21 protein-coding genes, 2 tRNA genes and 1 other RNA gene are annotated in these 22679 nt (G+C 69.9%); 13 read left to right on the forward strand and 11 right to left on the reverse strand.

All coding sequences use genetic code 11. From position 1 onward, the window contains the following. Positions 1-165: 165 nt before the first annotated feature. Together LL239_RS10370 and LL239_RS10375 are read right to left on the reverse strand one after the other, a co-directional pair. Positions 166-504 carry an SH3 domain-containing protein gene (locus LL239_RS10370; protein ID WP_228163366.1) on the reverse strand — a complete coding sequence of 113 codons (339 nt, stop codon included), beginning with the start codon at positions 502-504 and terminating at the stop codon, positions 166-168. A gap of 389 nt (positions 505-893) precedes the next feature. Next, positions 894-966, reverse strand: a tRNA-Lys gene (locus LL239_RS10375). 102 nt (positions 967-1068) lie between these two features. On the opposite strand from LL239_RS10375, the gene LL239_RS10380 reads away from it, so the two are divergent. Further along, positions 1069-1884, forward strand: coding sequence for an inositol monophosphatase family protein (locus LL239_RS10380; protein WP_228163367.1), 816 nt, complete (start codon positions 1069-1071; stop codon positions 1882-1884). After that, the gene (locus LL239_RS10385) at positions 1881-2453 is read left to right on the forward strand and encodes a hypothetical protein (protein ID WP_228163368.1); all 573 of its coding nucleotides are present in this window, start codon (positions 1881-1883) and stop codon (positions 2451-2453) included. The genes LL239_RS10380 and LL239_RS10385 overlap by 4 nt, the downstream gene beginning before the upstream one ends. On the opposite strand, the gene LL239_RS10390 is transcribed toward LL239_RS10385, so the two are convergent. Continuing rightward, on the reverse strand, positions 2450-2704 hold the full coding sequence (locus LL239_RS10390) for a hypothetical protein (RefSeq protein WP_228163369.1): 255 nt from the start codon (positions 2702-2704) through the stop codon (positions 2450-2452). The two genes, LL239_RS10385 and LL239_RS10390, sit on opposite strands and share 4 nt — an antisense overlap. Before the next feature lie 60 nt (positions 2705-2764). On the opposite strand from LL239_RS10390, the gene LL239_RS10395 reads away from it, so the two are divergent. Beyond that, on the forward strand, positions 2765-3304 hold the full coding sequence (locus tag LL239_RS10395) for a YaeQ family protein (RefSeq protein ID WP_228163370.1): 540 nt from the start codon (positions 2765-2767) through the stop codon (positions 3302-3304). 51 nt (positions 3305-3355) lie between these two features. Here LL239_RS10395 and ssrA read toward each other — a convergent pair. Next, positions 3356-3725: a transfer-messenger RNA gene (gene ssrA / locus LL239_RS10400) on the reverse strand. Between the two features lie 132 nt (positions 3726-3857). Here ssrA and LL239_RS10405 point away from each other — a divergent pair. Beyond that, positions 3858-4505 carry an SIMPL domain-containing protein gene (locus LL239_RS10405; protein WP_228163371.1) on the forward strand — a complete coding sequence of 216 codons (648 nt, stop codon included), beginning with the start codon at positions 3858-3860 and terminating at the stop codon, positions 4503-4505. A 52-nt stretch (positions 4506-4557) separates the two neighbouring features. Here LL239_RS10405 and smpB read toward each other — a convergent pair whose 3' ends face one another. The 4 genes from smpB to prfB form a co-directional block, all read right to left on the reverse strand. Further along, a complete protein-coding gene (gene smpB / locus LL239_RS10410; protein WP_228163372.1) occupies positions 4558-5034 on the reverse strand; it encodes an SsrA-binding protein SmpB in 477 nt (158 codons plus the stop codon). A gap of 51 nt (positions 5035-5085) precedes the next feature. After that, the gene (gene ftsX, locus LL239_RS10415; RefSeq protein ID WP_228163373.1) at positions 5086-6003 is read right to left on the reverse strand and encodes a permease-like cell division protein FtsX; all 918 of its coding nucleotides are present in this window, start codon (positions 6001-6003) and stop codon (positions 5086-5088) included. Then, a complete protein-coding gene (gene ftsE, locus LL239_RS10420; RefSeq protein WP_228163374.1) occupies positions 6000-7058 on the reverse strand; it encodes a cell division ATP-binding protein FtsE in 1059 nt (352 codons plus the stop codon). The genes ftsX and ftsE overlap by 4 nt, the downstream gene beginning before the upstream one ends. Positions 7059-7160: 102 nt before the next feature. Continuing rightward, complete coding sequence (gene prfB / locus LL239_RS10425; protein ID WP_228163375.1) at positions 7161-8273, reverse strand: peptide chain release factor 2; 1113 nt, start codon at positions 8271-8273, stop codon at positions 7161-7163. Between prfB and LL239_RS10430 the strand changes: the two genes are divergently transcribed. The 6 genes from LL239_RS10430 (at position 8272) to opgC (ending at position 15727) form a co-directional block, all read left to right on the forward strand. Continuing rightward, positions 8272-9567 (forward strand): MFS transporter, encoded by a 1296-nt coding sequence (locus LL239_RS10430; protein ID WP_228163376.1) that lies wholly within the window; start codon positions 8272-8274, stop codon positions 9565-9567. The two genes, prfB and LL239_RS10430, sit on opposite strands and share 2 nt — an antisense overlap. Positions 9568-9755: 188 nt before the next feature. Then, positions 9756-10400 (forward strand): YoaK family protein, encoded by a 645-nt coding sequence (locus tag LL239_RS10435; protein WP_228163377.1) that lies wholly within the window; start codon positions 9756-9758, stop codon positions 10398-10400. A gap of 142 nt (positions 10401-10542) precedes the next feature. Further along, positions 10543-12549: a glycosyltransferase family 2 protein gene (locus LL239_RS10440; protein ID WP_228163378.1), complete on the forward strand. Its 2007-nt coding sequence runs from the start codon at positions 10543-10545 to the stop codon at positions 12547-12549. A 1-nt stretch (position 12550) separates the two neighbouring features. After that, complete coding sequence (locus LL239_RS10445; RefSeq protein ID WP_228163379.1) at positions 12551-12886, forward strand: STAS domain-containing protein; 336 nt, start codon at positions 12551-12553, stop codon at positions 12884-12886. Continuing rightward, entirely contained in the window at positions 12879-13295 is a 417-nt protein-coding gene (locus tag LL239_RS10450) for an ATP-binding protein (RefSeq protein WP_228163380.1), read from the forward strand. The genes LL239_RS10445 and LL239_RS10450 overlap by 8 nt, the downstream gene beginning before the upstream one ends. Beyond that, positions 13292-15727, forward strand: a complete 2436-nt coding sequence (opgC, locus tag LL239_RS18035) for an OpgC domain-containing protein (RefSeq protein WP_228163381.1) — start codon at positions 13292-13294, stop codon at positions 15725-15727. The genes LL239_RS10450 and opgC overlap by 4 nt, the downstream gene beginning before the upstream one ends. Positions 15728-15794: 67 nt before the next feature. Here opgC and LL239_RS10460 read toward each other — a convergent pair whose 3' ends face one another. Both LL239_RS10460 and LL239_RS10465 read right to left on the reverse strand, forming a co-directional pair. After that, positions 15795-16955 carry a PP2C family protein-serine/threonine phosphatase gene (locus tag LL239_RS10460; RefSeq protein WP_228163382.1) on the reverse strand — a complete coding sequence of 387 codons (1161 nt, stop codon included), beginning with the start codon at positions 16953-16955 and terminating at the stop codon, positions 15795-15797. Positions 16956-17111: 156 nt separating this feature from the next. Beyond that, complete coding sequence (locus tag LL239_RS10465) at positions 17112-18143, reverse strand: NADPH:quinone reductase (RefSeq protein ID WP_228163383.1); 1032 nt, start codon at positions 18141-18143, stop codon at positions 17112-17114. A gap of 127 nt (positions 18144-18270) precedes the next feature. Here LL239_RS10465 and LL239_RS10470 point away from each other — a divergent pair. Both LL239_RS10470 and LL239_RS10475 read left to right on the forward strand, forming a co-directional pair. Next, positions 18271-18352: transfer RNA gene (locus tag LL239_RS10470), tRNA-Leu, on the forward strand. Positions 18353-18401: 49 nt separating this feature from the next. Further along, on the forward strand, positions 18402-19160 hold the full coding sequence (locus LL239_RS10475) for a DedA family protein (protein ID WP_228163507.1): 759 nt from the start codon (positions 18402-18404) through the stop codon (positions 19158-19160). A 9-nt stretch (positions 19161-19169) separates the two neighbouring features. Here LL239_RS10475 and ku read toward each other — a convergent pair whose 3' ends face one another. After that, positions 19170-20033: a non-homologous end joining protein Ku gene (gene ku, locus LL239_RS10480; RefSeq protein ID WP_228163384.1), complete on the reverse strand. Its 864-nt coding sequence runs from the start codon at positions 20031-20033 to the stop codon at positions 19170-19172. A 209-nt stretch (positions 20034-20242) separates the two neighbouring features. Between ku and LL239_RS10485 the strand changes: the two genes are divergently transcribed. Further along, a complete protein-coding gene (locus tag LL239_RS10485) occupies positions 20243-22678 on the forward strand; it encodes an ATP-dependent DNA ligase (protein WP_228163385.1) in 2436 nt (811 codons plus the stop codon). Position 22679: the final 1 nt, after the last annotated feature.

Genomic DNA, 22679 nt, shown 5'->3' on the forward strand with positions numbered 1-22679 from the left:
AGTGGAGGCGGACAACGGCGATGCCAGAACACCCTTGCCAAGCGCGTGGTCGGTGTGCTGCGGGTGGCAGCCTGAGGCTCGTCACCCGTTCCCACGAGACACAGAACTTCCGCCGGGTCTCACGGTTGAGACGACGATGCCACAACAGACGGCCGCGACCGTGCGTCAGACGTCGCCGAGGACCCGGTTCGGCACCCACCCCTCGGCCCCCGCGTCGGAGCGACACCACGACCATCCGCTCTCGACGTCGTCGATGAGCACCTCGACCTCGGCTCCCGTCGCCAGGGTGAGTTCCGTCGTGTCGTAACCGGTCACCACCGTGGCGGTGGTCCCGGAGATCGAGAGGTGCCGGCCAGGGACCCAGCCCGACCCGACCTCCGCAGTCACGAACACGAACGCGGGCCACTCCGTGTCCCAGCCCTGCACGGAGACGATCTGCCCTGGCACGATCGTCAAGGGCGCCCGCTCAGGCGCCTCGTGGTCATCGATCAACACCCGACGCATGCTCCTATGATGCTCCCGGGACACGCGCCGAACACCCGACTGTCACGGTGTATCCCGGTGCCGATCCCTCTGCACTACCGCGGGTGGGCCGGCGCAACGTCGCCGGTGGCTCCGGACCCGTCCATGCGGCGACCGGTCCCGATTTCTCCGAGCCGAGACACCCGGCGGTCAGCGCGACCGCGACAGCGATGCGGTGGGCGGATGAGGGGCGGACGTCTCGAGATGTGCACCCACATCACGACGGTGATCCCGGACGAGCTCGTGCTGTCGCGCATGAGGCGGTGGGACCGATGGATGCCGACTCCCCCGACGCTTCCATGGCGGTGATCGCTCATCGGGCCCGAAAAGCCCCTCACCGGACGGATCCGGATGAGGGGCTTTTCTTGCGGTGCACCCCCTGGGACTCGAACCCAGAACCCACTGATTAAGAGTCAGTTGCTCTGCCGATTGAGCTAGAGGTGCGTTCTGTCGGCCCGGATTTCTCGTTCCGAACCGAGGGATTACATTACCAGGCGTGACACGGGCTCACCAAATCGACCCGGCTCCGCCCTTTATCCTGGAGCCGTGTCCCCCATCGATGAGACCCCCTCGTCCCTGAGTGAAGACCTCGCGCTCGCGTTGCGCCTGGCCGACGCCGCTGATGCGGTCGCCATGGGCCGCTTCGATGCGGCCGACCTGCGCATCGACACGAAGCCCGACCGCACCCACGTCACCGAGGCCGACTTGGCGACCGAGCGCGCGATCCGCGCGATCCTGGATGCCGAACGCCCGGGCGATGCGATCCTCGGCGAGGAGTACGGCACGTCGGGCGACACCACTCGACGCTGGGTGATCGACCCGATCGACGGGACGCACAACTACATGCGCGGCATCCCGGTCTGGGCGACGCTGATCGCTCTCACCGTCGACGGTGTGCCCGAAGTGGGGGTCGTGAGCCAGCCGGCGCTCGGTCGGCGGTGGTGGGCCGCGACCGGCGGAGGCGCATGGACCAACGGACGAGACGGCGAGCCCCGTCGCATCCACGTCTCGGACATCGACGACATCGCGCAGTCGAGCATCAGCTTCCAGAGCATCGAGCAGTGGGACGACGTCGGTCTCGTGCCCACCCTCGAGCGTCTCGCCCGCGCCGTGTGGCGCGATCGCGGCTACGGCGATGCTCTGCCCTACATGTGGCTCGCCGAGGGCCGTCTCGAACTCGTCGCCGAGTTCGGCGTGAAGGAGTACGACATCGCGGCCATCGCGCCGATCGTGCGGGAAGCCGGCGGACGGTTCTCGGCGTTCGACGGATCCGACCGGATCGATGCCGAATCGTCCCTCGCGACCAATGGTGTGCTGCACGACGCGTTCCTCGCCTTCCTGCATGCCAGGAGCGCGACATGAGGCGACGGGTGGCCGCTGCCACGACCGCTGCGCTTCTGGTGGCGGCGGTCCTCAGTGCGTGCGCACCGAACGCGGCGCCGCAGCCTGCTCCCACCGCCGCACCGACCGAGGCGGCCCCCGCCGAGACGCCGGAGCCGACACCGACCGAGATTCCCGCCGACGACGCGGACCCGACGTGCGAGACGATCATCCCCCGCACCACGGCGGCAGACTTCCGCAGTATCGGATGGGCCCCCCAGACAGAGGTCTTCCGCGCGGGTGCGACAGAGGTGCCCGACGGCATCCTGTGCAAGTGGAGCGACGGGTCGGCGACCGCCGATCGCGTGCAGATGTTCGGGTGGGCCCCGATCGAGGCGTCGATGGCCGAGAAGGTCGAGCGCGAGCTCGTGAGCTCGGGCTGGAAACGTGAAGAAGGCGCGAACGGGGAGGTGTACGTGACGGAGAACCCCGACTGGCTCGGCGGGCGGGGCGTCGACGGCTACGGCATCACCTACCTGTTCGGCGACGGGTTCGTGAAGGTCGCCGACACCAAGCAGAGCCTCGTCCTGATCGACTGGCCGGCGGCCTAGCGGTACGGATTCACCGCGTCCACGGATCCGGATGCCGCGTGCCCCTGATCCCACGCATCGCCTCGCGCCTCGCGCTCGCGCCAGATCGCGTCGACCTGCAGCACGCGCTGTGCGAAGGCGACCCAGTCGGCCCACGCGGCGGTCGGGGTCGAGACGCCGTCCGACGCCACGGCACGCCACGCCGGAGAGCCGGCATCCGGACCGAGTTGGAAGGGGCCGACGTCGATGAGCTGCGCGCGGGGATCGGGCATGCTCCGACGCTAGGTCGCGAGCGCCGTGCCCGGCAAGGCGTTCGCGTAGGCTCGACCGTCGTGGCTATCGGCGCGACCATTCATACGTTCACGGTGCAGCTCTCCGACGTCGACCGGGGCGTCTATGACGAGCTGCAGCTCCGCGTCGCCCGGCATCCCTCGGAAACCGCCCCGTACATGCTCACGCGCGTGCTGGCGTATTGCCTCGAATACGAGGAGGGAATTGCGTTCAGCGAGGGAGTCTCGGCCACCGACGAACCGGCCGTGATGGTCCGCGACCTCACGGGTGCGCTGGTCGCGTGGATCGAAGTCGGGGCACCGGATGCCGCTCGCCTCCACACCGGCAGCATGAAAGCCGAACGGGTCGCCGTGTACACCCACCGGGACCCGGAGAAGGTCGCGGCGCCGTGGGCGGGCAAGCGCATCCATCGCGCAGACGACGTGCTGCTGCACTCGTTCGATGCCGGCTTCGTCGAGCGGATGGCCGGCGCGATCGAGCGCCGCAACACCGCCACGCTCACGCGGACCGAAGGCCGTTTGTATCTCGAGCTCAACGACGCGTCGGGCGAGAGCGACCTGCACACGCGCACGGCGGGATGAAGAAACCCCCGCCCGCGAGATGCGGACGAGGGTTCCTCCGGTGACGATGGTTCGTGGAGCTGGGGGGAATCGAACCCCCGTCCAACGCTGGGTCTCCGCGTTTTCTCCGGGCGCAGTCTGTGCAGACGTTCTGCTCGGCCCCGACCTTTGTCACAGACACCTAAGTCGACAGGCCCAGTCCGGGAAAAGTCCCGCGTGACGTCCGGACGCCGTCACGCAGCAAGACCCCTAAATGACGCCAGGATCCGTGGCGGGGTCACACACGGTCTGACGGACTATCGGGCTCGCTTAGGCAGCGAGGGCGAAGTCAGTGCGCTTAGCATCGGCACTTATTGTTTTGCAGGGAGCGTTTACGAGATAACCCCACATCCTCGGCCCGCTTCTCGCGGGTTCGCAGGCGCTGTCGAAACCGATCAGCCCCGGGAACTCCGTGAAGGAGCGACCATCGTCACACTGTTGATTTATCAGCCTCGGATGCCGAAGCACCGAGCGTCACAGTCTATAACGGATCAGGATCCTCGGCCATTCCCACCCTCTCGCCTAAGCTCGCCGCATGAGCGAGGTCATCATCACCGTCCGGGGCGAGAGCGAGACGCGCGTGCGCGCCGAGGAAGCAGCGGTGCGCGTCACCGTCTCGACCGACGGCCCCGCGCGCGGTCCCGTCGTCGAACGGGCGCAGGAGCGGGCGGCATCCGTTCAAGACGGTCTCGTCGCGCACCTGCGCTCCGGCGAGGTGTCCGAATGGTCGAGCGCACGCGTGTCGGTCTGGTCGGACCGTCCTTGGAACAACGAGGGCGCACAACTGCCGTTGGTCCACCACGCGAGCGTGGAACTGTCGGCGACGTTCACCGACGCGGGTGCCCTCTCGTGGTGGCTGGGCGACGTCACCGAGTCCGATGATGTGCAGGTCACGGCGGTCGATTGGCGCCTCGCCCCCGAGACGCGGGTGCACGTCGAACGGAAGGTCGCCGCGTCTGCGGTTCAGGTGGCGGTGGAGCGCGCCGCCGCGTACGCGGAGGCCCTGGGGCTCGCCTCCGTCACCGCCGTCGAGATCGCGGATGCCGGACTGCTGGATTCCCGCCCGGAGGTCCCGACACCCCGCCTGATGGCCGCTCGGGCCGACGCGGGCCCGTCGTTCAGCCTGCAGCCGCCGGAGATCGTCGTGAGCGCGACCGTCGAGGGCCGCTTCCGCGCCGAGTGAGAGTCCCTGCCCCGTGGGGCACCTCCGAGACCCGGAGTCAGCGGGTTCCGGGTCACTCCCCCAGGCGATTGCGGGTGCGCATCGCGCGTTCTGCTTCGCGCTTGTCCTCGCGCTCGCGGATCGTCTGGCGCTTCTCGAACTCGCGCTTGCCCTTCGCCACGGCGATCTCGACCTTCGCGCGACCGTCGAGGAAATACAGCCGCAGGGGCACGAGCGTGTATCCGCCCGCCGCGACCGCGTGCGAGAGCTTGATGATCTCGTCTTTGTGCAGGAGCAGCTTTCGGGTGCGCTTGGCCGAGTGGTTGGTCCAGTGACCTTGCGAGTACTCGGGGATGTGCACGGCGTCGAGGTAGGCCTGTCCGCCGTCGATGTAGGCGTAACCGTCCGTGAGATTCGCCCGCCCCTGCCGGAGCGACTTCACTTCGGTGCCGGTCAACACGAGCCCGGCTTCGTACGTCTTCTCGATCGCGTAGTCGTGTCGCGCCTTCTTGTTCGACGCGATGAGCTTCTCACCCTGCTCACGAGGCATGGTGCCACCTCCTCATGATGTCGGGCACACAGAGCCCCTCAGTCTACGCGATCAGGCACGCAGCCAGCGGCGGATCGCGAAGCTCGCGCTCAGCGCTGCCAGCAGCACTCCGATCACGATGATCACCGGCACCACGATCGCGACGTCGCTGAACCCGACCCAGGAGGTGATGAAGGCGATGCGATCGCGGAGGTACTCGTTCACGCCGACGCCGACGATGGCCCACACCGCGACGCTCGCGAGAGCGGACCCGATGAGCGCTGCCAGCACTCCCTCGAGGACGAAGGGCGTCTGGATGAACCTGTTCGACGCCCCGACCAATCGCATGATGCCGAGCTCCCGGCGGCGGGCGAAGGCCGAGAGGCGGATCGTCGTGGCGATCAGCAGGACGGCGGCGATCAGCATCAGTCCGGCGATGCCGACGGCCACGTACGTGGCGACGGTCAGTGTCTGGAACAGAGGCTCCAGGTACTGCATCTGATCCGTGACCTCTTCGACGCCGGCTTGGTTGCTGAACGCCTCGGAGATCACATCCGACTGCCCCTGGTCGACGAGATTGATGCTGAACGTCGCGTTGAACTGGTCCGCGGTGACGACGCCCGCGATGTCCTCGGGCAGCTGCGCCTTCGCATCCTCGAACACCTCGTCGCTCGTCGAGAAGGTGTAGTTGCGGATGAGCGGTGCGAGCGCGGGGCTGTCGAGCGTGGCGCGGACCTGATCGATCTGCTCCTGCGTCGCGGCCTGTCCCGCGGTGCAGGACGGCGCGTCCGACACCGTGGCGCACATGAACACCGCGACCTGTGCACGATCGGCCCAGTAGGACTGCATCTTGCCGATCTGCATCTGCATGAGCATCGCCGCGCCGACGAAGGTCAGCGAGACGAAGGTGACGAGGATGACCGAGATGACCATCGACGCGTTGCGGCGGAGACCGGTGAAGGCCTCCGAGAGGATGAGCCCGAGTCTCATGTGGTGGGCCCCACTTCGTCGTCGCGGTCTTTCTTGTCGGCGAGGCCCAGGCGGTCGGCGAGGCCGAGGGCGTCGACGTCCGGGGTGGTCACGGGGACCGAGCGCGTGTTCGTGCCGGGCTCGCGCGAGGCATCGGCCGCCCCCGCGGCCTGAGGCGTCGCGGCCTGAGGCGTCGCGGCCGGAGGCGTCGCGGCCGGAGACGTCGCGGCCTGAGGCGTCGCGGTCGCGGCGCGCACGGCCTCGGAAAGGTTCAACGGTTCCACCGGTCCGGTGATGTGCGCGACCTCGCGCTGCACCTCGAGCACCGCCGTGAGGGCGGCCACCGCGGCCGCGCCCCGCTCGACCTCGGGGGCGAGTCGGGGAATGCCCGACGTGTCGCCGTACCCGCCGCGCCGCTCGTCGCGGACCATCTCGCCGTTGCGCAACTCGATCACGCGTCGCTGCATCTGGTCGACGAAGCCCGCCTCGTGCGTGGCCATGACCACCGTGGTGCCGCCGGCGTTGATGCGAGCCAGTAGCTGCATGATGTCGACGGAGGTCCCCGGATCGAGGTTTCCCGTCGGTTCGTCCGCCAGGAGCACCTGGGGGCGGTTGACGAGGGCGCGGGCGATCGCGACCCGCTGCTGCTCACCGCCGGAGAGCTCGTGCGGAAGACGCTTCTCCTTGCCGTCGAGGCCCACCAGCGCGAGCACCTCGGGGACCGCCTGCTGGATGAACCCGCGCGAGGCTCCGGTCACCTGAAGCGTGAACGCGACGTTCTGATGCACGGTCTTGTTCGGCAGCAGACGGAAGTCCTGGAACACCGACCCGATGTGGCGCCGGAAGTACGGCACCTTCCGGTTCGAAAGGGTCCGCAGGTCGCGACCCAGCACGACGACCCTTCCCTCGCTGGGCGTTTCCGCCCGCAGGATGAGCTGCAGACACGACGACTTGCCGGACCCCGAGGCCCCGACGAGGAAGACGAATTCTCCGCGCTGCACCTCGAAGTCGACGGCGTTCAACGCCGGTCTCGTGGTGCCGCGATACCGCTTGGTGACGTTCTCGAACCGGATCATGGCTCGACGAGCCTAAGCGCGCGACCGGTCCCGCCCGAGAGGACGCGCCGGGTCGTGGACCGGGAGAATCCTATGGATGCCGTGGGCTCTGGCATCCACGGGTCAGTCGTCGTCGTCCTTGCGCTTGCGCCAGCGGATTCCGGCGGCGATCAGACCGTCGAGATCACCGTCGAACACGACGGCGGGGTTGCCGACCTCGTAACCGGTGCGCAGATCCTTCACGAGTTGCTGGCCGTACAGGAAGTACGACCGCATCTGGTCTCCCCAGCTCGCGGTGATCGTGCCGGCGAGCTCCTTCTTCTTCGCGGCTTCCTCTTCGCGCTTGAGCAGCAGAAGTCGCGTCTGGAGCACGCGCATGGCCGCCGCGCGGTTCTGGATCTGAGACTTCTCGTTCTGCATCGACACGACGATGCCGGTGGGGATGTGCGTGATGCGGACGGCCGAGTCCGTGGTGTTGACGGACTGTCCGCCGGGGCCGGACGAACGGAACACGTCGACACGGATGTCGCCCTCGGGGACGTCGACCTCGACGGCCTCTTCCATGACGGGGATGACCTCCACCGCGGCGAAGCTCGTCTGGCGCTTGTCTGCTCCGCCGAAAGGACTGATGCGCGCCAGGCGGTGGGTGCCCGCTTCGACCGACAGGGTGCCGTAGGCATATGGGACGTCGACCTCGAACGTCGCCGACTTGATGCCCGCGCCCTCGGCGTAGGACGTGTCCATGACCTTCACGGGGTACTTGTGACGCTCGGCCCAGCGCAGGTACATGCGCAGGAGCATCTCGGCGAAGTCGGTGGCGTCGTCGCCGCCGGCACCCGAGCGGATCGTGACCACGGCGGAGCGCGCGTCGTACTCTCCGTCGAGGAGCGTCTGCACCTCGAGCTGACCGATGACCTCGCGCAGCGACGCGAGCTCTCTCCGCGCTTCGTCCGCGGAGTCCTCGTCCTCCATCTCGTTGGCGAGTTCGACGAGCACCTCGAGGTCGTCGAGACGCTGCTCGATCTCGGTGATGCGCTTGAGCTCGGCCTGACGGTGGCTGAGACGGCTGGTGACCTTCTGGGCGTTGTCGACGTCGTCCCACAGGTCGGGCGCACCGGCCTCTTCGCTCAGGCGTTCGATATCGGCGGTGAGTGCGTCGACGTCGACCACGGCCTGAATATCGGCGAAGGTCGAGCGCAGCGCCTGGATGTCGGCGGCAAGGTCCAGTTCGAGCATGACACTCCAGCCTATCGTGGAGACGGTGACCACCGACTCCCCCCGGAACGTGCTGGCGCGGTTCGCGCCGATGATCTACGGCCCCACTCTCCTCTTCGCGCTCGGCGAGGGCGCGGTGATCCCTCTGATCCCGGTCATCGCGAGCCGCCTCGGCGCCGACGTGGCCCTCGCGGCGCTCATCGCCGCCGCCCTCGTCGTCGGGCAGCTGTGCGGCAACATCCCCGCGGGATGGGCGGTGGCGCGTTTCGGGGAGCGGATCACGATGGGCGTGGCGGGCATCGTCATCCTCGGCGGGCTCGTCGGCGTCGTCTTCGCCGGTTCGCTGGCTATCTTCGCGGCGGCGGTGTTCCTCATCGGTTTCTGCGCGGCATCCTTCGCTCTGGCCCGGCACTCGTTCATGACGACGCGCGTGCCGTTGCACTTCCGTGCTCGGGCGCTGTCGCTGTTGGGTGGCACCTTCCGACTCGGCATGTTCGTCGGGCCGTTCGTCTCCGCCGCGCTTCTCGGGATCTTCGGCGACGAGTCGGCCTCGATCGCGTTCTTCGCCGTGTGCCAGGTCGCGACGATCCTGCTGGTGTTCTTCGGGCCGGACCCGGAACGCGCGATCGCCGCCCCGTCGGCGGCGCCTCGGACGGGACCGGATGCCGAGGACACCGGCGAGCCCGTCACCGGCTCGATCCCCACGGTCGAACGGGCCGGCGTGTTCCGCACGATGTGGCGCTTCCGCGGCGTGCTCGGGCGCCTGGGGATCGCCGCCGCCTCGTTGTCGGCGGTGCGATCGGCGCGGCAGGTCGTGCTCCCGCTGTGGGGGGTGTCGCTGGGGCTGGATGCCTCGACGATCGCGGTGGTCGTCGGCGTCTCCGGCGCGATCGACTTCGCGCTCTTCTACGCCAGCGGGCAGGTCATGGACCGTTTCGGGCGACTGTGGGCGGCGCTGCCGGCGATGGTGCTCATGGGTGCCGGCTTCTTCGCCCTGTCGGTCACGCACGAACTGAGCAGCGCGGCGATGTGGTTCGCGATGTTCGCCGCGGTGCTCGGTGTGGGCAACGGCCTCTCCAGCGGCATCCTGCTGACCCTCGGCGCGGATATCGCGCCCCCTGCCGATCCGGCGGCGTTCCTGGGATCGTGGCGCACCCTCACGGACGGGGGCGGCGCGATCGCCCCGGTGATCGTGTCCGTGCTGACCGCGGCGATCTCGCTGCCGGTCGCCGTCGCGGCGATGGGCGTCATCGCCGTCGCCGGGGCCGCCGGGTTCGTGCGCTGGGTCCCGCGCTACGTGCCGCGAGCGCGGTGAATCACGGCGGAGCGTGTTTCCGGTCCGTAAACATTCCGGCATTCGTTGTCCTAGGCCGCATTCACGGCGACGCCCCGCGCCTCGTTCAGCGGGGTCGTCCTCGCGATGGCGGAGCCCTTCCCGCATTTGCCCGGAAGCGCCCCGGCACACGACGATGAAGCACAAAGCCACCCAGGAGAGGGAGCCGGATGAAGGACGTCGATCGCGGCTCCCTCGGCGTCTCCGCTGCCCTCGCCGCCATCGCGGGTTTCGTGGACGCCATCGGCTTCCTCGACACGGGCGGGTTGTTCGTGTCGTTCATGAGCGGCAACTCGACGCAGGCGGCCGTGGAGGTCCTCGGTCCCGGCGCGACGGTGGCGCTGGCATCCGCGGGAATCATCGCCGCGTTCGTCTTCGGCGTCGCGCTCGGAGGTGTGGCGAATGCTCTGGTGGCGCGGCCGAGGCCGTGGATCGTCGGGGGTGCCGCGATCATCGTCGGCGGCGCGGCCGGACTGGCCCTCGCCGGTGACGCGACCCTGTGGCGAGCCGGTCTGCTCGCGGTGGCGATGGGATCGGTCAACACTCTCTTCCTCGCCGACGGTCGCGCCCGTGTCGCGATCACCTACTCCACCGGCACGCTCGTCAGCCTCGGCCTCGCGCTGGCCTCCCTCGTCACCGGCACGTCACGTACGGGGTGGCGGCGGCCGCTGCTGCTCTGGGCAGCTCTGGCCTCCGGGGCCGTCGTCGGCGCCGTTGCGCACCGTGCCGGAAGCGCCCCGGCACTGACCGTCGCAGCCGCCGCCCTCGTCCTGTGCGCTGTCGTCCTCCGGCGCGGCTCGCGTCGCGTGCGCTGAGGACATCGACACCCCTCTCGGACCATCAGACCCTCGCGAGCCCGGCGAACGGGCGATACCAGACGTCGGTAGGGCGTCGCTACGGTAGAGGGCCGAATTCGCGGGCCGTGCGAGGGTGGGAGCACACCCCCGGAGCAGCAGCATGATCGTCGAATCCACCCTCCCCCGCCAGGAGTCGCGCAACGACGCCCGTCGTCGCGAGAGCCAGCGCGTCCGGCGTCTCGCGCTCGTGCGCGTGATCGTCGTCCTCTCGATCGCGAGCGGCGTGAACTATCTGGCCTGGCGTTGGCTGGCATCCATCAACTGGGAACACTGGTGGATCGCGGTGCCGCTCGTGCTCGCCGAGACCTACAGCCTCATCGACTGCGTCCTGTTCGGACTCGGCGCCTGGAAGCTGAGGGAGAGGCACGATGCCCCGCCGATCACGCGCGAGATGAGCGTCGACGTCCTCGTCACCACGTACAACGAGCCCCTCGAGCTCGTGATGGAGACGGCGCGCGCCGCCCGCGCCATCCGGTATCCGCACCGCACGTGGATCCTCGACGACGGGGCCCGAGCCGAGCTGCGGGAGCTCGCAGAGGCCGAGGGCATCGGCGTCATCACGCGTTCCGACGCCTGGCGGGACCGCCCGCGCCACGCGAAGGCGGGCAACCTCAACAATGCGCTCATGGTCACCGAGGGGGAGTTCCTGCTCATCCTGGACGCGGACCAGATCCCCTCCCCCGACATCCTCCATCGCACGCTCGGCTGGTTCGACGCCGACGAACGTGTCGCGCTCGTCCAAACCCCGCAATGGTTCGTCAATGTGCCGCCGTCGGACCCGCTCGGCAGCCAGGCGCCCCTGTTCTACGGGCCCATCCAGCAGTCCAAGGACGGATGGAACGCCGCGTTCTTCTGCGGCTCCAACGCCATCCTGCGACGGGAGGCGCTGATGCAACTCGGCGTCTCGCGGTACGTCGGGGACGTCGAGCGCGCGGTGGACCGCGGTGTCCGCGCCTCGCGCCGCGTGCTGGCCCGGGCCCGGCGAGCGCACGCCCGAGAGCCGCGCGTCATCGCCGCCCTCGACGAGGTCGCCGACGCTCTCGACCAGCTGAAGTCCGGACTGGCGACGGGAGAGCCGCTGGCCGACCTGACATACCGTTTCCAGCGCAGGATCGACGACGTCCGGATGCGGTTGAGCGGCGAGGACGTGACCGCCCTGCGCGCCGAGCTCGCCGCCCTCGCCGAGCTGACCGGCGACCCGGAGACCCTGGCATCCGTCGACGATCTGGCGTTGGAGGCGCTGACGGAGAAGAGTCTCTCGCCGCTGGCCGCGGTCGAGTCGGTGAGCCTGCTCGTGAACGCGTTCGATGTCGGCCGCGACGAAGAGGCTCAGGCGATCATGCCCCTCGCGACGATCTCGGTCACCGAGGACATGGCGACGTCCATGCGCCTCCACGGCCTCGGGTGGAAGTCGGTGTACCACGACCAGGTGCTCGCCCGAGGGCTGGCGCCCGACGACCTCCCGACGATGCTCACGCAGCGCCTCCGATGGGCACAGGGCACGATGCAGGTGCTGTTCCGCGAGAACCCGCTCGTGCAGAAGGGGCTCAGCTGGGGGCAGCGCCTGATGTACTTCGGCACGATGTGGAGCTACCTGTCGGGGTTCGCCGCGATCGTGTACGTCACCGCGCCGGTGCTCTACCTCACCTTCGGCGTCATGCCCGTGCAGGCGTGGAGCGTCGACTTCTTCGCGCGTTTCATCCCGTTCTTCGTGCTGAACCAGGTCCTGTTCCTGGTGGTCGCGAACGGCCGGCCGACGTGGCGCGGAGCGCAGTACTCCCTCGCGCTCTTCCCGACGTGGATCCGGGCCGTCACGAGCGCGGCGGGAAACGTCTACGGCGGTCGTTCGCTCGCGTTCTCGGTCACACCCAAGACGCGGTCCACAGAGAACCGGCCGCGCTGGGATCTCGTCCGACCGCAGATGATCGTCATGGCCGCGCTCGTGCTGTCGCTGGTGGTCGTGGCCATCCGCTACGCGGTCGGGCAGGCCGAGGGCATCGCCCCGCTCGTCAACATCGTCTGGGTGCTTTACGACCTGGCCGTCTTCAGCATCATCATCCGCGCCGTGCGGTACTCGGCATCCGACCACGAACCGAAGGGGTACTGACATGCTCAAGGTCGACATCGACGCTCGCGACGGCGCCACCGTCGTCATCCCGCACGGGAGGCTCACCATGGTCTCGGCTCGTGACTTCCGCGAAACGGTCGGTGAGGTGATCGCGCGGGGAACCTCACCGATCGTGGTGATCGACCTGTCGCAGACGGAGTTCGTGGACTCGTCCGGGATCGGCGCGCTGGTGTCGTGCCTGAGCAGCGCACGGCAGTCCGGCGGAGACCTCCGCCTCGCCGCTCCCACCGATCAGGTGACGATGGTGCTCGAACTGACGAACCTGGACCGGGTGCTGCGCCCGCGCGCGAGCGTGGAGGAGGCGCTGCGTGACTGAGCAGCCGGTGGTCCGCCGCCTTTCCGCGCCGGTCGCCGTCGCCAGCCTCGACGCCGTCGGAGACCTCCTCGCCGAATGGTGGGAGGCGGTCGGCGACATCCCCCCGCGCATACGGTTCGGGTTCGAAACGGCCGTGATCGAGATCGCGGGGAACATCGTCGAGCACTCGGCACCGGAGGGCGAACGCGGGGAGTTCACCGTCGAGCTCCGCGCATCGCCCGACCGCCTGCGGGCGACATTCGGCGACGACGGACGTCCGACCTCCTTCGATCCGGATGCCGTGCGCATGGCCCCCATCAACGAAGAAGCCGGCCGCGGACTCGCCCTTGCCATCGCCGGCGTCGATCACGTCGACTACCGCCGTGACGGCGCGCGCAACGTGTGGGAGCTGGAGAGCGAACGCCCGTGAGCCGAGCGAGAACACTCGCCCGTGCTGCGGTCCTGACTCTGCTGGCGACGGTCGGACTCACCGCGGGTGGGCTGCCGATCGAGCGAGCCGATGCGGCTTCGGCGACGGCGGCGGACGCGTGGTTCGCCCCCGAACTGGACTGGTCGACCGACGCGCCCGAGGGCTACGCACGCCGGCTGGGCGAGACGCCGGCGGCGTACGGCATCCGTCTGTCGTATCCGGTCGACAGCGAGACGACGGACCGCTGGCAACGGGCGGCCACGGCGGCCGCGGCACAGGGCGCGGGACTCATTCTCACCTTCGAGCCGACCCGGCCGCTGGACGCCCTGACGACCCAGGATGCCGCCGAGCTCGCGGAGCGGCTGGACAGCGTCCGCGCAGCCTACGGCATCCGACAGCGCGTGCGATTCGCCCCCGAGATGAACGGTTCCTGGGTCGCGTGGGGTCAGCAGCCGACCTCCTACGTGGCCGCCTTCGAAAGCGTCGCGTCCGCCGTGCACGCCGGAACGTCAGGAGCCCAGATGGTGTGGGTCCCGTCGTACGGCGCCGGCTACCCCTTCGATCGTGCCGACGGTCGCCTCGACGCCCTCTCCCCCAGCGACGAGGACGAGCTCGACACCGACGACGACGGTCGGCTCACCGAAGCCGATGACCCTTACGGGCCGTACTTCCCCGACCCGGATGCCGTGGACCGCGTCGGTCTGACGCTCTACTACTTCGGCAAGGGTGAGGCGGCGGCCGCGGCCGGTCGCGACGTCCCCCTCGTCCGCAACGACGCACCCGAGGCGGGCGAATTCGCCGCACGCCTCGACGAACGGTGGGGATACACCGTGCAGCAGACGCGTGCGTTCGTGGATCGCTTCGCCGCCCCGGACCGCCGGATGGAGATCGACACGGGCGCCCTGTTCGACCCCGCGCGCGAGGGCGACGACGAACTCGCCGTCAAGCGCGGCTGGTGGCAGCAGGTGCTGACCGAGGTCGCCGCGCTTCCGGCGGTCGACACCGTGACCTGGCTGGAGGCGGAGCGCAGCGAGGCGGAGGCCGGCGCCGCCGAGGTGGACTGGCGAGTCACCGCCGATGCCGGGATGGCGGCCGCCTTCCGCTCGGATCTGGATGCCACGGGCCGCTTCGTCTGGGCGCCGATCACTCCCCCCGTCACCCCCGAACAAGGGCTGGGCGCACTCACGGACGCCGCGCGACAGGACGGCGCCGACGCCGTCGTGCCCGCGGCCTGGACGATGGCCGGGGCCGCGGCGCTGCTCATCGCGGCGCTCATCGCCCGGCGACGGGCACCGCGCTGGCGGTATCCGGAGACGGACGAGGGCCGCGACCTGCGCTGGGACGCTCTCCGCGGCATCGGCATCATCGTGGGAGCCGCGCTGCTGCTGACCACCCTCGACCCCCTGTCAGCGACCACGGGCGGGGCCGGCGGGGTCACCGGCGCGGAGGTGTTCCTTGCCATCAGCGGCATCGTCCTCGCCATGGGCTACCGCCGACGGCTGGACGCGCTCGGGGTGGGCGATGCCCTCTCGCGCGGGTGGCGCCGCGCCGGTCGGCTGTACGCGACCACACTGGTGGTCGTGATCGCGGTCTTCGCGCTGGGGTTCGTTCCGTTCGTGAACACGACGGGGGTCGCGACCCTCGCCGACACGACGTCCGGCCGGGTCTACGACCTGTACCCGAACGCCGAAAGGCTGCTGGACTATCCGCCCCCGGCCTACGCCGTGTGGGACCTGCTTCTGCTGCGGATGGGCCCGTGGCCGCTGATCGTGCTGGGAGTGTTCATCGCCCTCAGCGTCATCGCCCCGCTCCTCCTGTGGCTGCTGCGTCGGCGTCTGTGGTGGCTCATGGTCGCGCTCAGCCTCGCCGGATTAGCCGTCTCCGCCGTCCTGCCGGAGGTGGCCCGACTGCCCACGCAGTTCGACGCCGTCTACCCTCTGCTGGCGTGGCAGCTGCCGTTCGTCCTCGGGCTCGTCGTCGGATTCCATCGCGACGTGCTCTCGCGCTTCAGCCGGAGGCGTGGGGCCGGAGCAGTGCTGCTCATCGCCGTGCTCGTATGGGCGGCGGTGCTGGGCTCGGCGGCGACCGTGCTTCCCGGCGCGGCTCCGTGGCTCGGTGTCGGCCCGGGTGGTCTCAGCGCGCTGCGGCTGCTCGACTCGGCGGCACTGCTCGGGGTCGGCTTCGCCGTCCTCACCTGGGCGTGGCGACCGCTCGCGCGCGCGCTGAGTCCGGTGTGGCTGCCGTTCGGCCAGGCCAGCCTGGGCGTGTTCTGCGCACAGGTGTTCGTGCTCATCGCGTTCGCCAGTGTGCCGGCGCTCGCGACCGACGACCCGGCGGTACGCCTCATCGCGGCCGCGGCCGGTGTCCTCGCGCTGTGGGCGGGGGCGAGAATCGCCGTCCGGCTGCGCCCTCCGCGGGCGCAGGGGCGCTAGCCCCTCCCACGGGCGCAACTCCGCCGACTACGCACCGCCTCGGCGGGACGGCCGGCCGGACACGGGGTCAGTGCATCGACACGACGACGGCCGTGACGTCGTCCTCGACCGGATGCCGGGAGACCCGGACCGACAGCTCACGGAAGAACCCGTCCGCGTCCGCGGCCCGACGCACCTCCTCGCCGATCAGCCGAAGGCTCTCGAGCGTGGAGTCATAGGCATCCAGCGCCCCATCCGACACACTCACGATGAGATCGCCGCGGCCGACCTCGACGGACCCCGCCTCCCACGGCAGGTCCGCCGGCCGAAGGCCCAAAGGCAGGTTCCGCGAACGCAACCGCTCGCTGGTGCCGTCGGCGCGCAGGAGCAGCGTCAGTCCATGACCGGCGTCGACGAAGTCCACTCGGCCCGTAGCGGTGTCGATCACCGCGTGGAAGAGCGTGGCGAACGTGTCGCGGTACCCCCCGGCGTCCCTCGCCTCCTCCTCGACCGAGCGCACCGCCTCGAGCGGGTCGAGATCGCGACGCGACTGCAGCGCCGCGAGGAGCTCGTCGGCGACGGCTCCCGCGTGCTCGCCCTTGCCCATCACATCGGCCAGGGTCACCACGACCCGGCCGCCGAACCGCTGCCAGCCGCTGCGGTCTCCGCTGACCACGCCGTGCGGGATCGCCAGGGCGGCCAGCCGCAACTCGTCGCCGATCAGACTGTCACCCCGCGGGGAGAGGGGCACCGCCGATGCCGCGTCCTCGACGACCGGCTCGGCCTCCCGCACCTCGGCCTGAGCCCACTGCCCGAGTCGCTCGAGGGCGACACGCTGGGCGGCATCCAGGTGACGGGCGTCTCCGTCCAGCAGACACAGGGTCGCGACGGCTGCCCCGTCGGAGGAACGCAGCGGGATTCCCGCGTAGAAGCGCATGCCGTAGTGCGTCACGGCGCCGATATCGCGATAGCGGGGATCCGCCGCCGCGTCGTCGATCTCGAGGATGCCGTCCTGGGCGATGGTCTCGCCGCAGAACACGTCGCTCGTCCCCGAGTACCCGAACCTCGGACCGCCCGGCTGCCCTTTGGTGTAGATCTCGTCGCTGCCGACGACGTTGACGAGGGCGTAATCGACGTCGAACATCTCCTGCGCCACCCGGGTGATGCGGTCGAAGCGCTCGTCAGGGGCAGATCCCCACAGCCCCGTGCGATCGACGACCTCGCGTCCGGAAGTGGGGGATGGAGTCATGGCGTTCGGCCTCCGTCTCGCTGCAGCCCCCGCCACGTCCCGGCGGGGCGACACTTCGAGCGTACCGACGCCGGACAGGGCGAGGGCGGGTACGGCCGCAGCGCGCCAGCCCGGAACGGGTCGACTGCGCGCGGCGGCCAGTTCACGCCGCTGCGATCACTCCGCGGCGTCCTCGCCGACACGGATGAGCACCTTGCCGGTCACGCCGGCCTCTACCGCGTCGTGCGCGGCGGCGGTCTCCTCCAGGCGGAACCACGTCAGCGGAAGCCCCGCGTCCTCGCCCACCGGCAGCGCGCCGTCTGCGACCGCCGCGGACACGTCCTCCGCCGCCGCGTGGAGCGCCTCGTCGCCCACGGTGTAGAGCAGGAGCCCCTGCCACCGCACGTTCTTGGCGAAACTCTCTCGCACCGCGGCGGTGAACGCGTCGCCGCCGTTGTCGGCGTAGTACCCGATGGACCCGTGGTTGGCGATGACCTCGACGTCGAGGCCGGCGTTCTCGGCGATCGCGACCTCGACGATGTGGTCGACGCCGTCGGGCGCGATCGAGCGGATGCCATCGGCGAGACCCGCATCCGGGTAGCGCACCACGTGGTGGGCACCGGCCGCGCGGGCGAGCTCCTCCTTCTCGGCGCTGCTGACGGTGGCGATCACGGTGGCCCCCGCCCACACGGCGAGCTGGATCGCGGCGTGGCCCACCGCACCGGCCCCGCCCTGCACCAGGACGACGCGTCCGCTCAATGCCCCGGGCGAGAGACGCGCGGGACCGAACTCGTGGACGGTGAGTGCGCGATGTGCCGTCATCGCGGGGACGCCGAGGCTCGCACCGAGCGCGAACGACGCGGCGTCGTCCAGCGGTACCGCTCGAGCCGCGGGCACGACCGCGTACTCTGCGGCGGTACCGGTCGGACGCTGGTGAGCCGCGAGATAGACCCACACGCGGTCACCGACCGCCAAACCCTCCACGCCTTCGCCGAGGGCATCCACGATTCCAGCCCCGTCCTGGTCGGGGGTCACCTCGTCGGCGACGAGCGCACGCCCGACCGAGGCGCGGGCTTTCCAGTCGGTCGGGTTGACGCCCGACGCGACGACGCGCACGCGCACCTCACCCGGGGCCGGTTCGGGGATGCCGCGCTCCACGAGCGAGAGGACGGACGAGTCGCCGGGAGCGGAGTAGACGATGGCCTTCATACCGGTGCCAAGCCGGCGACTCTCGCGGGCATTCCCGCGACACGCCCCCACCGCCGAGTGACCGCTCACCGGTTGACGGGCGGTTCACATCGAGCGGCGGCCGCGCGGCCCTAGAATGAGGGCACTCGCGGGAGTGGTGAAACCGGCAGACACGCAGGATTTAGGTTCCTGTGCCTTCGGGCGTGGGGGTTCAAGTCCCCCCTTCCGCACGGATACCTCTCCATTGCCTCGACTCTCACACCCGACGGGACCGACGTGATCCATCCCACCGCCCTGCTCCCGTGGCTCGACCCGGCGACCATCATCACCAACTCTCAGCCGTGGGCTCTGCTGGTCGTGTGCTTCATCATCTTCGCCGAGACGGGTCTGCTGATCGGGTTCCTCCTCCCGGGGGACACCCTGCTGATCATGGCCGGGCTGCTCTCGCACTCGACGCCCGCGGCCCCGAACGGCGTCTTCGGCCTCAACGCGTGGTTCGTGGCGCTCGCGATCGGCATCGCCGCCTTCATCGGCGGAGAAGTCGGATACTTCATCGGCCACAAGGCCGGACCGTCCATCTTCGAGCGCAAGGAGTCCGGCATCTTCAGCCGGAAGAACGTCGAGCGCACCAACGCCTTCTTCGAGCGGTTCGGGGGGATCACCGTCATCCTCGCCCGCTTCGTGCCGGTCGTGCGCACCTTCGCGCCGATCGCCGCCGGCGTCGGACACATGCCCTGGCGCCGCTACACGCTCTACAACCTCATCGGCGCCATCGTGTGGGGCATCGGTCTGACGATGCTCGGCTACGCCGTCGGATACATCCCCTTCGTGCGCGACATCGTCACCGAGTACATCGACGTGATCCTGCTCGCGGCCGTCGCAGGGACCGCGATCTTCATCGCCGTGCACTACTTCCGCGAGCGCGCCGCCGCCAAACGCGACGCGGCAGCCGGTCGCGACGAACTGTCGAAGGCCGATTCGCAGGCCCTCGTGCTGGATCCGGAGACGCTCGAGGACGGCGACCACCGCACGCCGTGAGCGCGGCGACTACGACGCCTTCGACGCTTTCTTCTTCGTCTCCGCCTTCTTCTTCCCTGCCGGCTGCTCAGGCTTTCCCGACCGGGCGGCCCGGCTGCGCTCGACGCTCGCGCGCAGCGCCTCCATCAGGTCAATGACCTCCCCGCCGTCGTCGTCGGCATCCTGCTCTCCGAAGGTCGCGGCGGTGTCGATCGCGTCGCCCTGCTCCAGCTTGGCGTCGATGAGCGTCCGCAGCTCGCGCTGATACTCGTCGCCGAACTCCTCGGGGTCGAAGTCCTTCGAGAAGCTCTCGACGAGCGACGCCGACATCTCCAGCTCCTTCGCCGAGATGCGCACATCCTCGTCGAGAGCGGGGAACTCCGCCGCGCGGACCTCGTCGGCCCACAGCAGCGTCTGGAGCACGAGGACGTCGCCGCGCGTGCGCAGCGCGGCCAGCCGTGTCTTCTGGCGCAGCGAGAAGCGGACGATCGCGGTGCGGTCGGTCTGCTCCAGCGTCTTGCGCAGGAGCACGTAGGCCTTCGGCGACGAGGAGTCGGGCTCGAGGTAGTACGCCTTGTCGAGCGTGAGCAGATCCACCTGGTCGCTCGGCACGAACTCCACGACCTCGATCTCGCGGCTGCGTTCGCTGGGCAGCGAGGCGAGATCGTCCTTGGTCAGCACAACGGTCTGCTCACCGTCGTCGTATGCGCGGTCGATGTCCTGGTAGGGCACGACCTCGCCGTCGACCTCGCAGATGCGTTGGTAGCGGATGCGTCCGCCGTCCTTGTTGTGCACCTGGTGCAGCGGCACGTCGTGATCCTCGGTGGCCGAGTACACCTTGACGGGCACGTTGACCAGGCCGAAGGTCAGCGCGCCTTTCCAGATCGATCGCATGCCACCAGTGAACACCGGAAGAGGGGTGGATGCCGAGACCCTTGCGTCGCGCCGACCCCGCGTCCTTGTCCCGCGCTCCGGACTATCGGACGTGATCCCCGGTCCGCGCCACCCATCGGCACCGGGACACCCCGCTACTCCGGAACCCGGCACGAGCGCGCGGCGCAACCCCGCGGCATCCGTCACCTCCGCCGCTCTACGCTGGGGCGATGGCGGAGCAGACGGTGCGCATCGACGGCCGCCGGCTACGGCTGTCGAACCTCGACAAGGTGCTGTACCCCGAGACGGGCACCACGAAGGGCGAGGTGATCGACTACTACACGCGTATCGCGCCGCGGCTCCTCCCCCACGTCCACGGTCGACCCGTCACCCGCAAACGCTGGCCCGACGGAGTCGGCACCGAGGCCGACCCGGCGGAGCCGTTCTTCGCGAAGGCGCTCGAGCCGGGCGCTCCGGTGTGGGTGCCGCGGCATCCGATCGATCACTCCTCCGGCGCGAAGGACTACCCCCTCGTCGAGGATCTCCCCACCCTGGTCTACCTCGCCCAAGTGGCGAGCCTGGAGCTGCACGTGCCGCAGTGGCGGTTCGACGCGGTCGGCACACGGCTCGATCCGGATCGGCTCGTGCTGGACCTCGACCCGGGCCCTGGCGTCGGGCTCGTCGAGTGCGCCGAGGTCGCGCGCTGGGCGCGCACGATCCTGCTCGACATCGGGCTCGATCCGATGCCGGTCACCAGCGGCAGCAAGGGCATCCACCTGTACGCGCATCTGGATGGCCGGCAGTCGAGCGACGCCGTCAGCGCCGTGGCGAAAGAGCTGGCGCGGGCGATCGAGGCCGATCACCCCGAACTCGTGGTGAGTCAGATGTCCAAGGCCGCACGCCCCGGCAAGGTGTTCATCGACTGGAGCCAGAACAACGGCTCGAAGACGACCATCGCGCCATACTCGCTGCGTGGTCGCACCACGCCCACGGTGGCGGCTCCGCGCACCTGGGAGGAGCTCGACGACCCGGACCTGCGCCATCTGCTGTTCCATGAGGTGCTCGACCGAGCGGACGATCCCCTCGCCGCGATCGACCGTGACGACGGCCCGCTGCGCGCCTACATCGCCAAGCGCACCGCCGGCCGCACGCCCGAGCCGGTGCCCGACGCCCCGCACGCCGAGACCGCGGGCGACGGTCTCCCCCGTTTCGTGATCCAGGAGCACCACGCCACGCGCCTGCATTGGGACCTGCGACTCGAACGCGACGGCGTGCTCGTCAGCTGGGCCGTGCCGAAAGGTGTGCCACCCACCTCGCACAAGAACAGCCTCGCCGTCATGACCGAGGACCACCCTATGCAGTACCTCGACTTCGCCGGTGAGATCCCCCGCGGGCAGTACGGCGCCGGCACGATGACCGTATGGGACACCGGCACCTACGAGCTGGAGAAGTGGCGCGACGATGAAGTCATCGCCACGCTGACGGGCCGACCCGACGGCCCGCTCGGTCGAGTCCGTCTCGCGCTCATCCGTACCGAGGGCGCGGGCGATAAGTCGCAGTGGCTGCTGCACCGCATGAAGACGGATGCCGACGGCCACCCACAGGGCGACGGAGAGGTCGTCGTCCCCCGCGCCGACACCGACCCGCCGTCGTCCCTGGTCGCCGCCGCGGCTCCGCCCGCCGCCCTCGCTTCGGCCGCGGACCTTCGTCCGATGCTGGCCACCGCCTCGACCTCCGGGATCGCCCGCGCCGCCGCCGAGCGGTGGGGCCGCGAGTGGGTCGAGATGAAGTGGGACGGCATCCGGGGGATCGGGATCTGGGACGGACGGCGTCTGCGCCTGCGCTCGCGCAACGGCAACGATCTGACGGCGACCTACCCCGAACTGACCTCGGTGGACCTGGGGCTCGGTTCCGCGCCCGCCGTGGTCGACGGCGAGATCGTCGCCCTCGACGCGCAGGGACGCCCGAGCTTCCCGCTGCTGCAGAAGCGCATGAACCTCGCCCAGGCGCGCGAGATCGCCCACGAGGCCGCGCGGACACCGGTGCACCTGTACCTGTTCGACATCCTGGAGGCCGACGGTCGCGACCTCGGCGGGCTCCCCCTCGCCGAGCGCCGCGGGGTGCTCGAGAACCTCGCGCACTCGGCCGCGACGGTCGTGGTCGTCCCGCCCGTGTTCGACGACGTCGAGGCGGCGCTGTCCGCCAGCGCCCGCTTCGGGCTCGAAGGCATCGTCGTCAAGGATCCGGGCGCCCCGTATCGCCGCGGTCAGCGCACCGACCGGTGGCTGAAGGTGAAGCACTCGCGCACCCAGGAGGTCGTCATCGGCGGCATCCGTCCGGGGAAGGGGAACCGCTCGGGCACCATCGGCTCTCTCCTGGTCGGCGTCCCCTCCGACGAGGGACTGCGGTACGCCGGGCGTGTGGGTTCGGGCTTCGGCGAGCAGACGCTCGCGCGGCTCTCCGGTCTGCTCGAGCCGCTCCGGTCGGATGCCGATCCCTTCGTCGGCGTGCCGGCCGCCGATGCCCGGGACGCTCTATGGGTGCGCCCCGAACTCGTGGCAGAAGTGGAGTTCGCGGAGTTCACGCCCGGCGGCATCCTGCGTCAGGCGCGATGGCGCGGGCTACGGCCCGACAAGGACCCGGCCGACGTCGTCCGCGGGGACTGAG

The organism is Microbacterium testaceum (assembly GCF_020781835.1).
Taxonomy (GTDB): Bacteria; Actinomycetota; Actinomycetes; order Actinomycetales; family Microbacteriaceae; genus Microbacterium; species Microbacterium testaceum_H.

Coding starts and splice junctions, on each gene's coding strand:
- LL239_RS10370 (WP_228163366.1), bottom strand. CDS start 504: ATGCGTCGGGTGTTGATCGATGACCACGAGGCGCCTGAGCGGGCGCCC.
- LL239_RS10385 (WP_228163368.1), top strand. CDS start 1,881: ATGAGGCGACGGGTGGCCGCTGCCACGACCGCTGCGCTTCTGGTGGCG.
- LL239_RS10390 (WP_228163369.1), bottom strand. CDS start 2,704: ATGCCCGATCCCCGCGCGCAGCTCATCGACGTCGGCCCCTTCCAACTC.
- LL239_RS10405 (WP_228163371.1), top strand. CDS start 3,858: ATGAGCGAGGTCATCATCACCGTCCGGGGCGAGAGCGAGACGCGCGTG.
- smpB (WP_228163372.1), bottom strand. CDS start 5,034: ATGCCTCGTGAGCAGGGTGAGAAGCTCATCGCGTCGAACAAGAAGGCG.
- ftsX (WP_228163373.1), bottom strand. CDS start 6,003: ATGAGACTCGGGCTCATCCTCTCGGAGGCCTTCACCGGTCTCCGCCGC.
- ftsE (WP_228163374.1), bottom strand. CDS start 7,058: ATGATCCGGTTCGAGAACGTCACCAAGCGGTATCGCGGCACCACGAGA.
- LL239_RS10430 (WP_228163376.1), top strand. CDS start 8,272: ATGACACTCCAGCCTATCGTGGAGACGGTGACCACCGACTCCCCCCGG.
- prfB (WP_228163375.1), bottom strand. CDS start 8,273: ATGCTCGAACTGGACCTTGCCGCCGACATCCAGGCGCTGCGCTCGACC.
- LL239_RS10435 (WP_228163377.1), top strand. CDS start 9,756: ATGAAGGACGTCGATCGCGGCTCCCTCGGCGTCTCCGCTGCCCTCGCC.
- LL239_RS10440 (WP_228163378.1), top strand. CDS start 10,543: ATGATCGTCGAATCCACCCTCCCCCGCCAGGAGTCGCGCAACGACGCC.
- LL239_RS10445 (WP_228163379.1), top strand. CDS start 12,551: ATGCTCAAGGTCGACATCGACGCTCGCGACGGCGCCACCGTCGTCATC.
- LL239_RS10460 (WP_228163382.1), bottom strand. CDS start 16,955: ATGACTCCATCCCCCACTTCCGGACGCGAGGTCGTCGATCGCACGGGG.
- LL239_RS10465 (WP_228163383.1), bottom strand. CDS start 18,143: ATGAAGGCCATCGTCTACTCCGCTCCCGGCGACTCGTCCGTCCTCTCG.
- ku (WP_228163384.1), bottom strand. CDS start 20,033: ATGCGATCGATCTGGAAAGGCGCGCTGACCTTCGGCCTGGTCAACGTG.
- LL239_RS10485 (WP_228163385.1), top strand. CDS start 20,243: ATGGCGGAGCAGACGGTGCGCATCGACGGCCGCCGGCTACGGCTGTCG.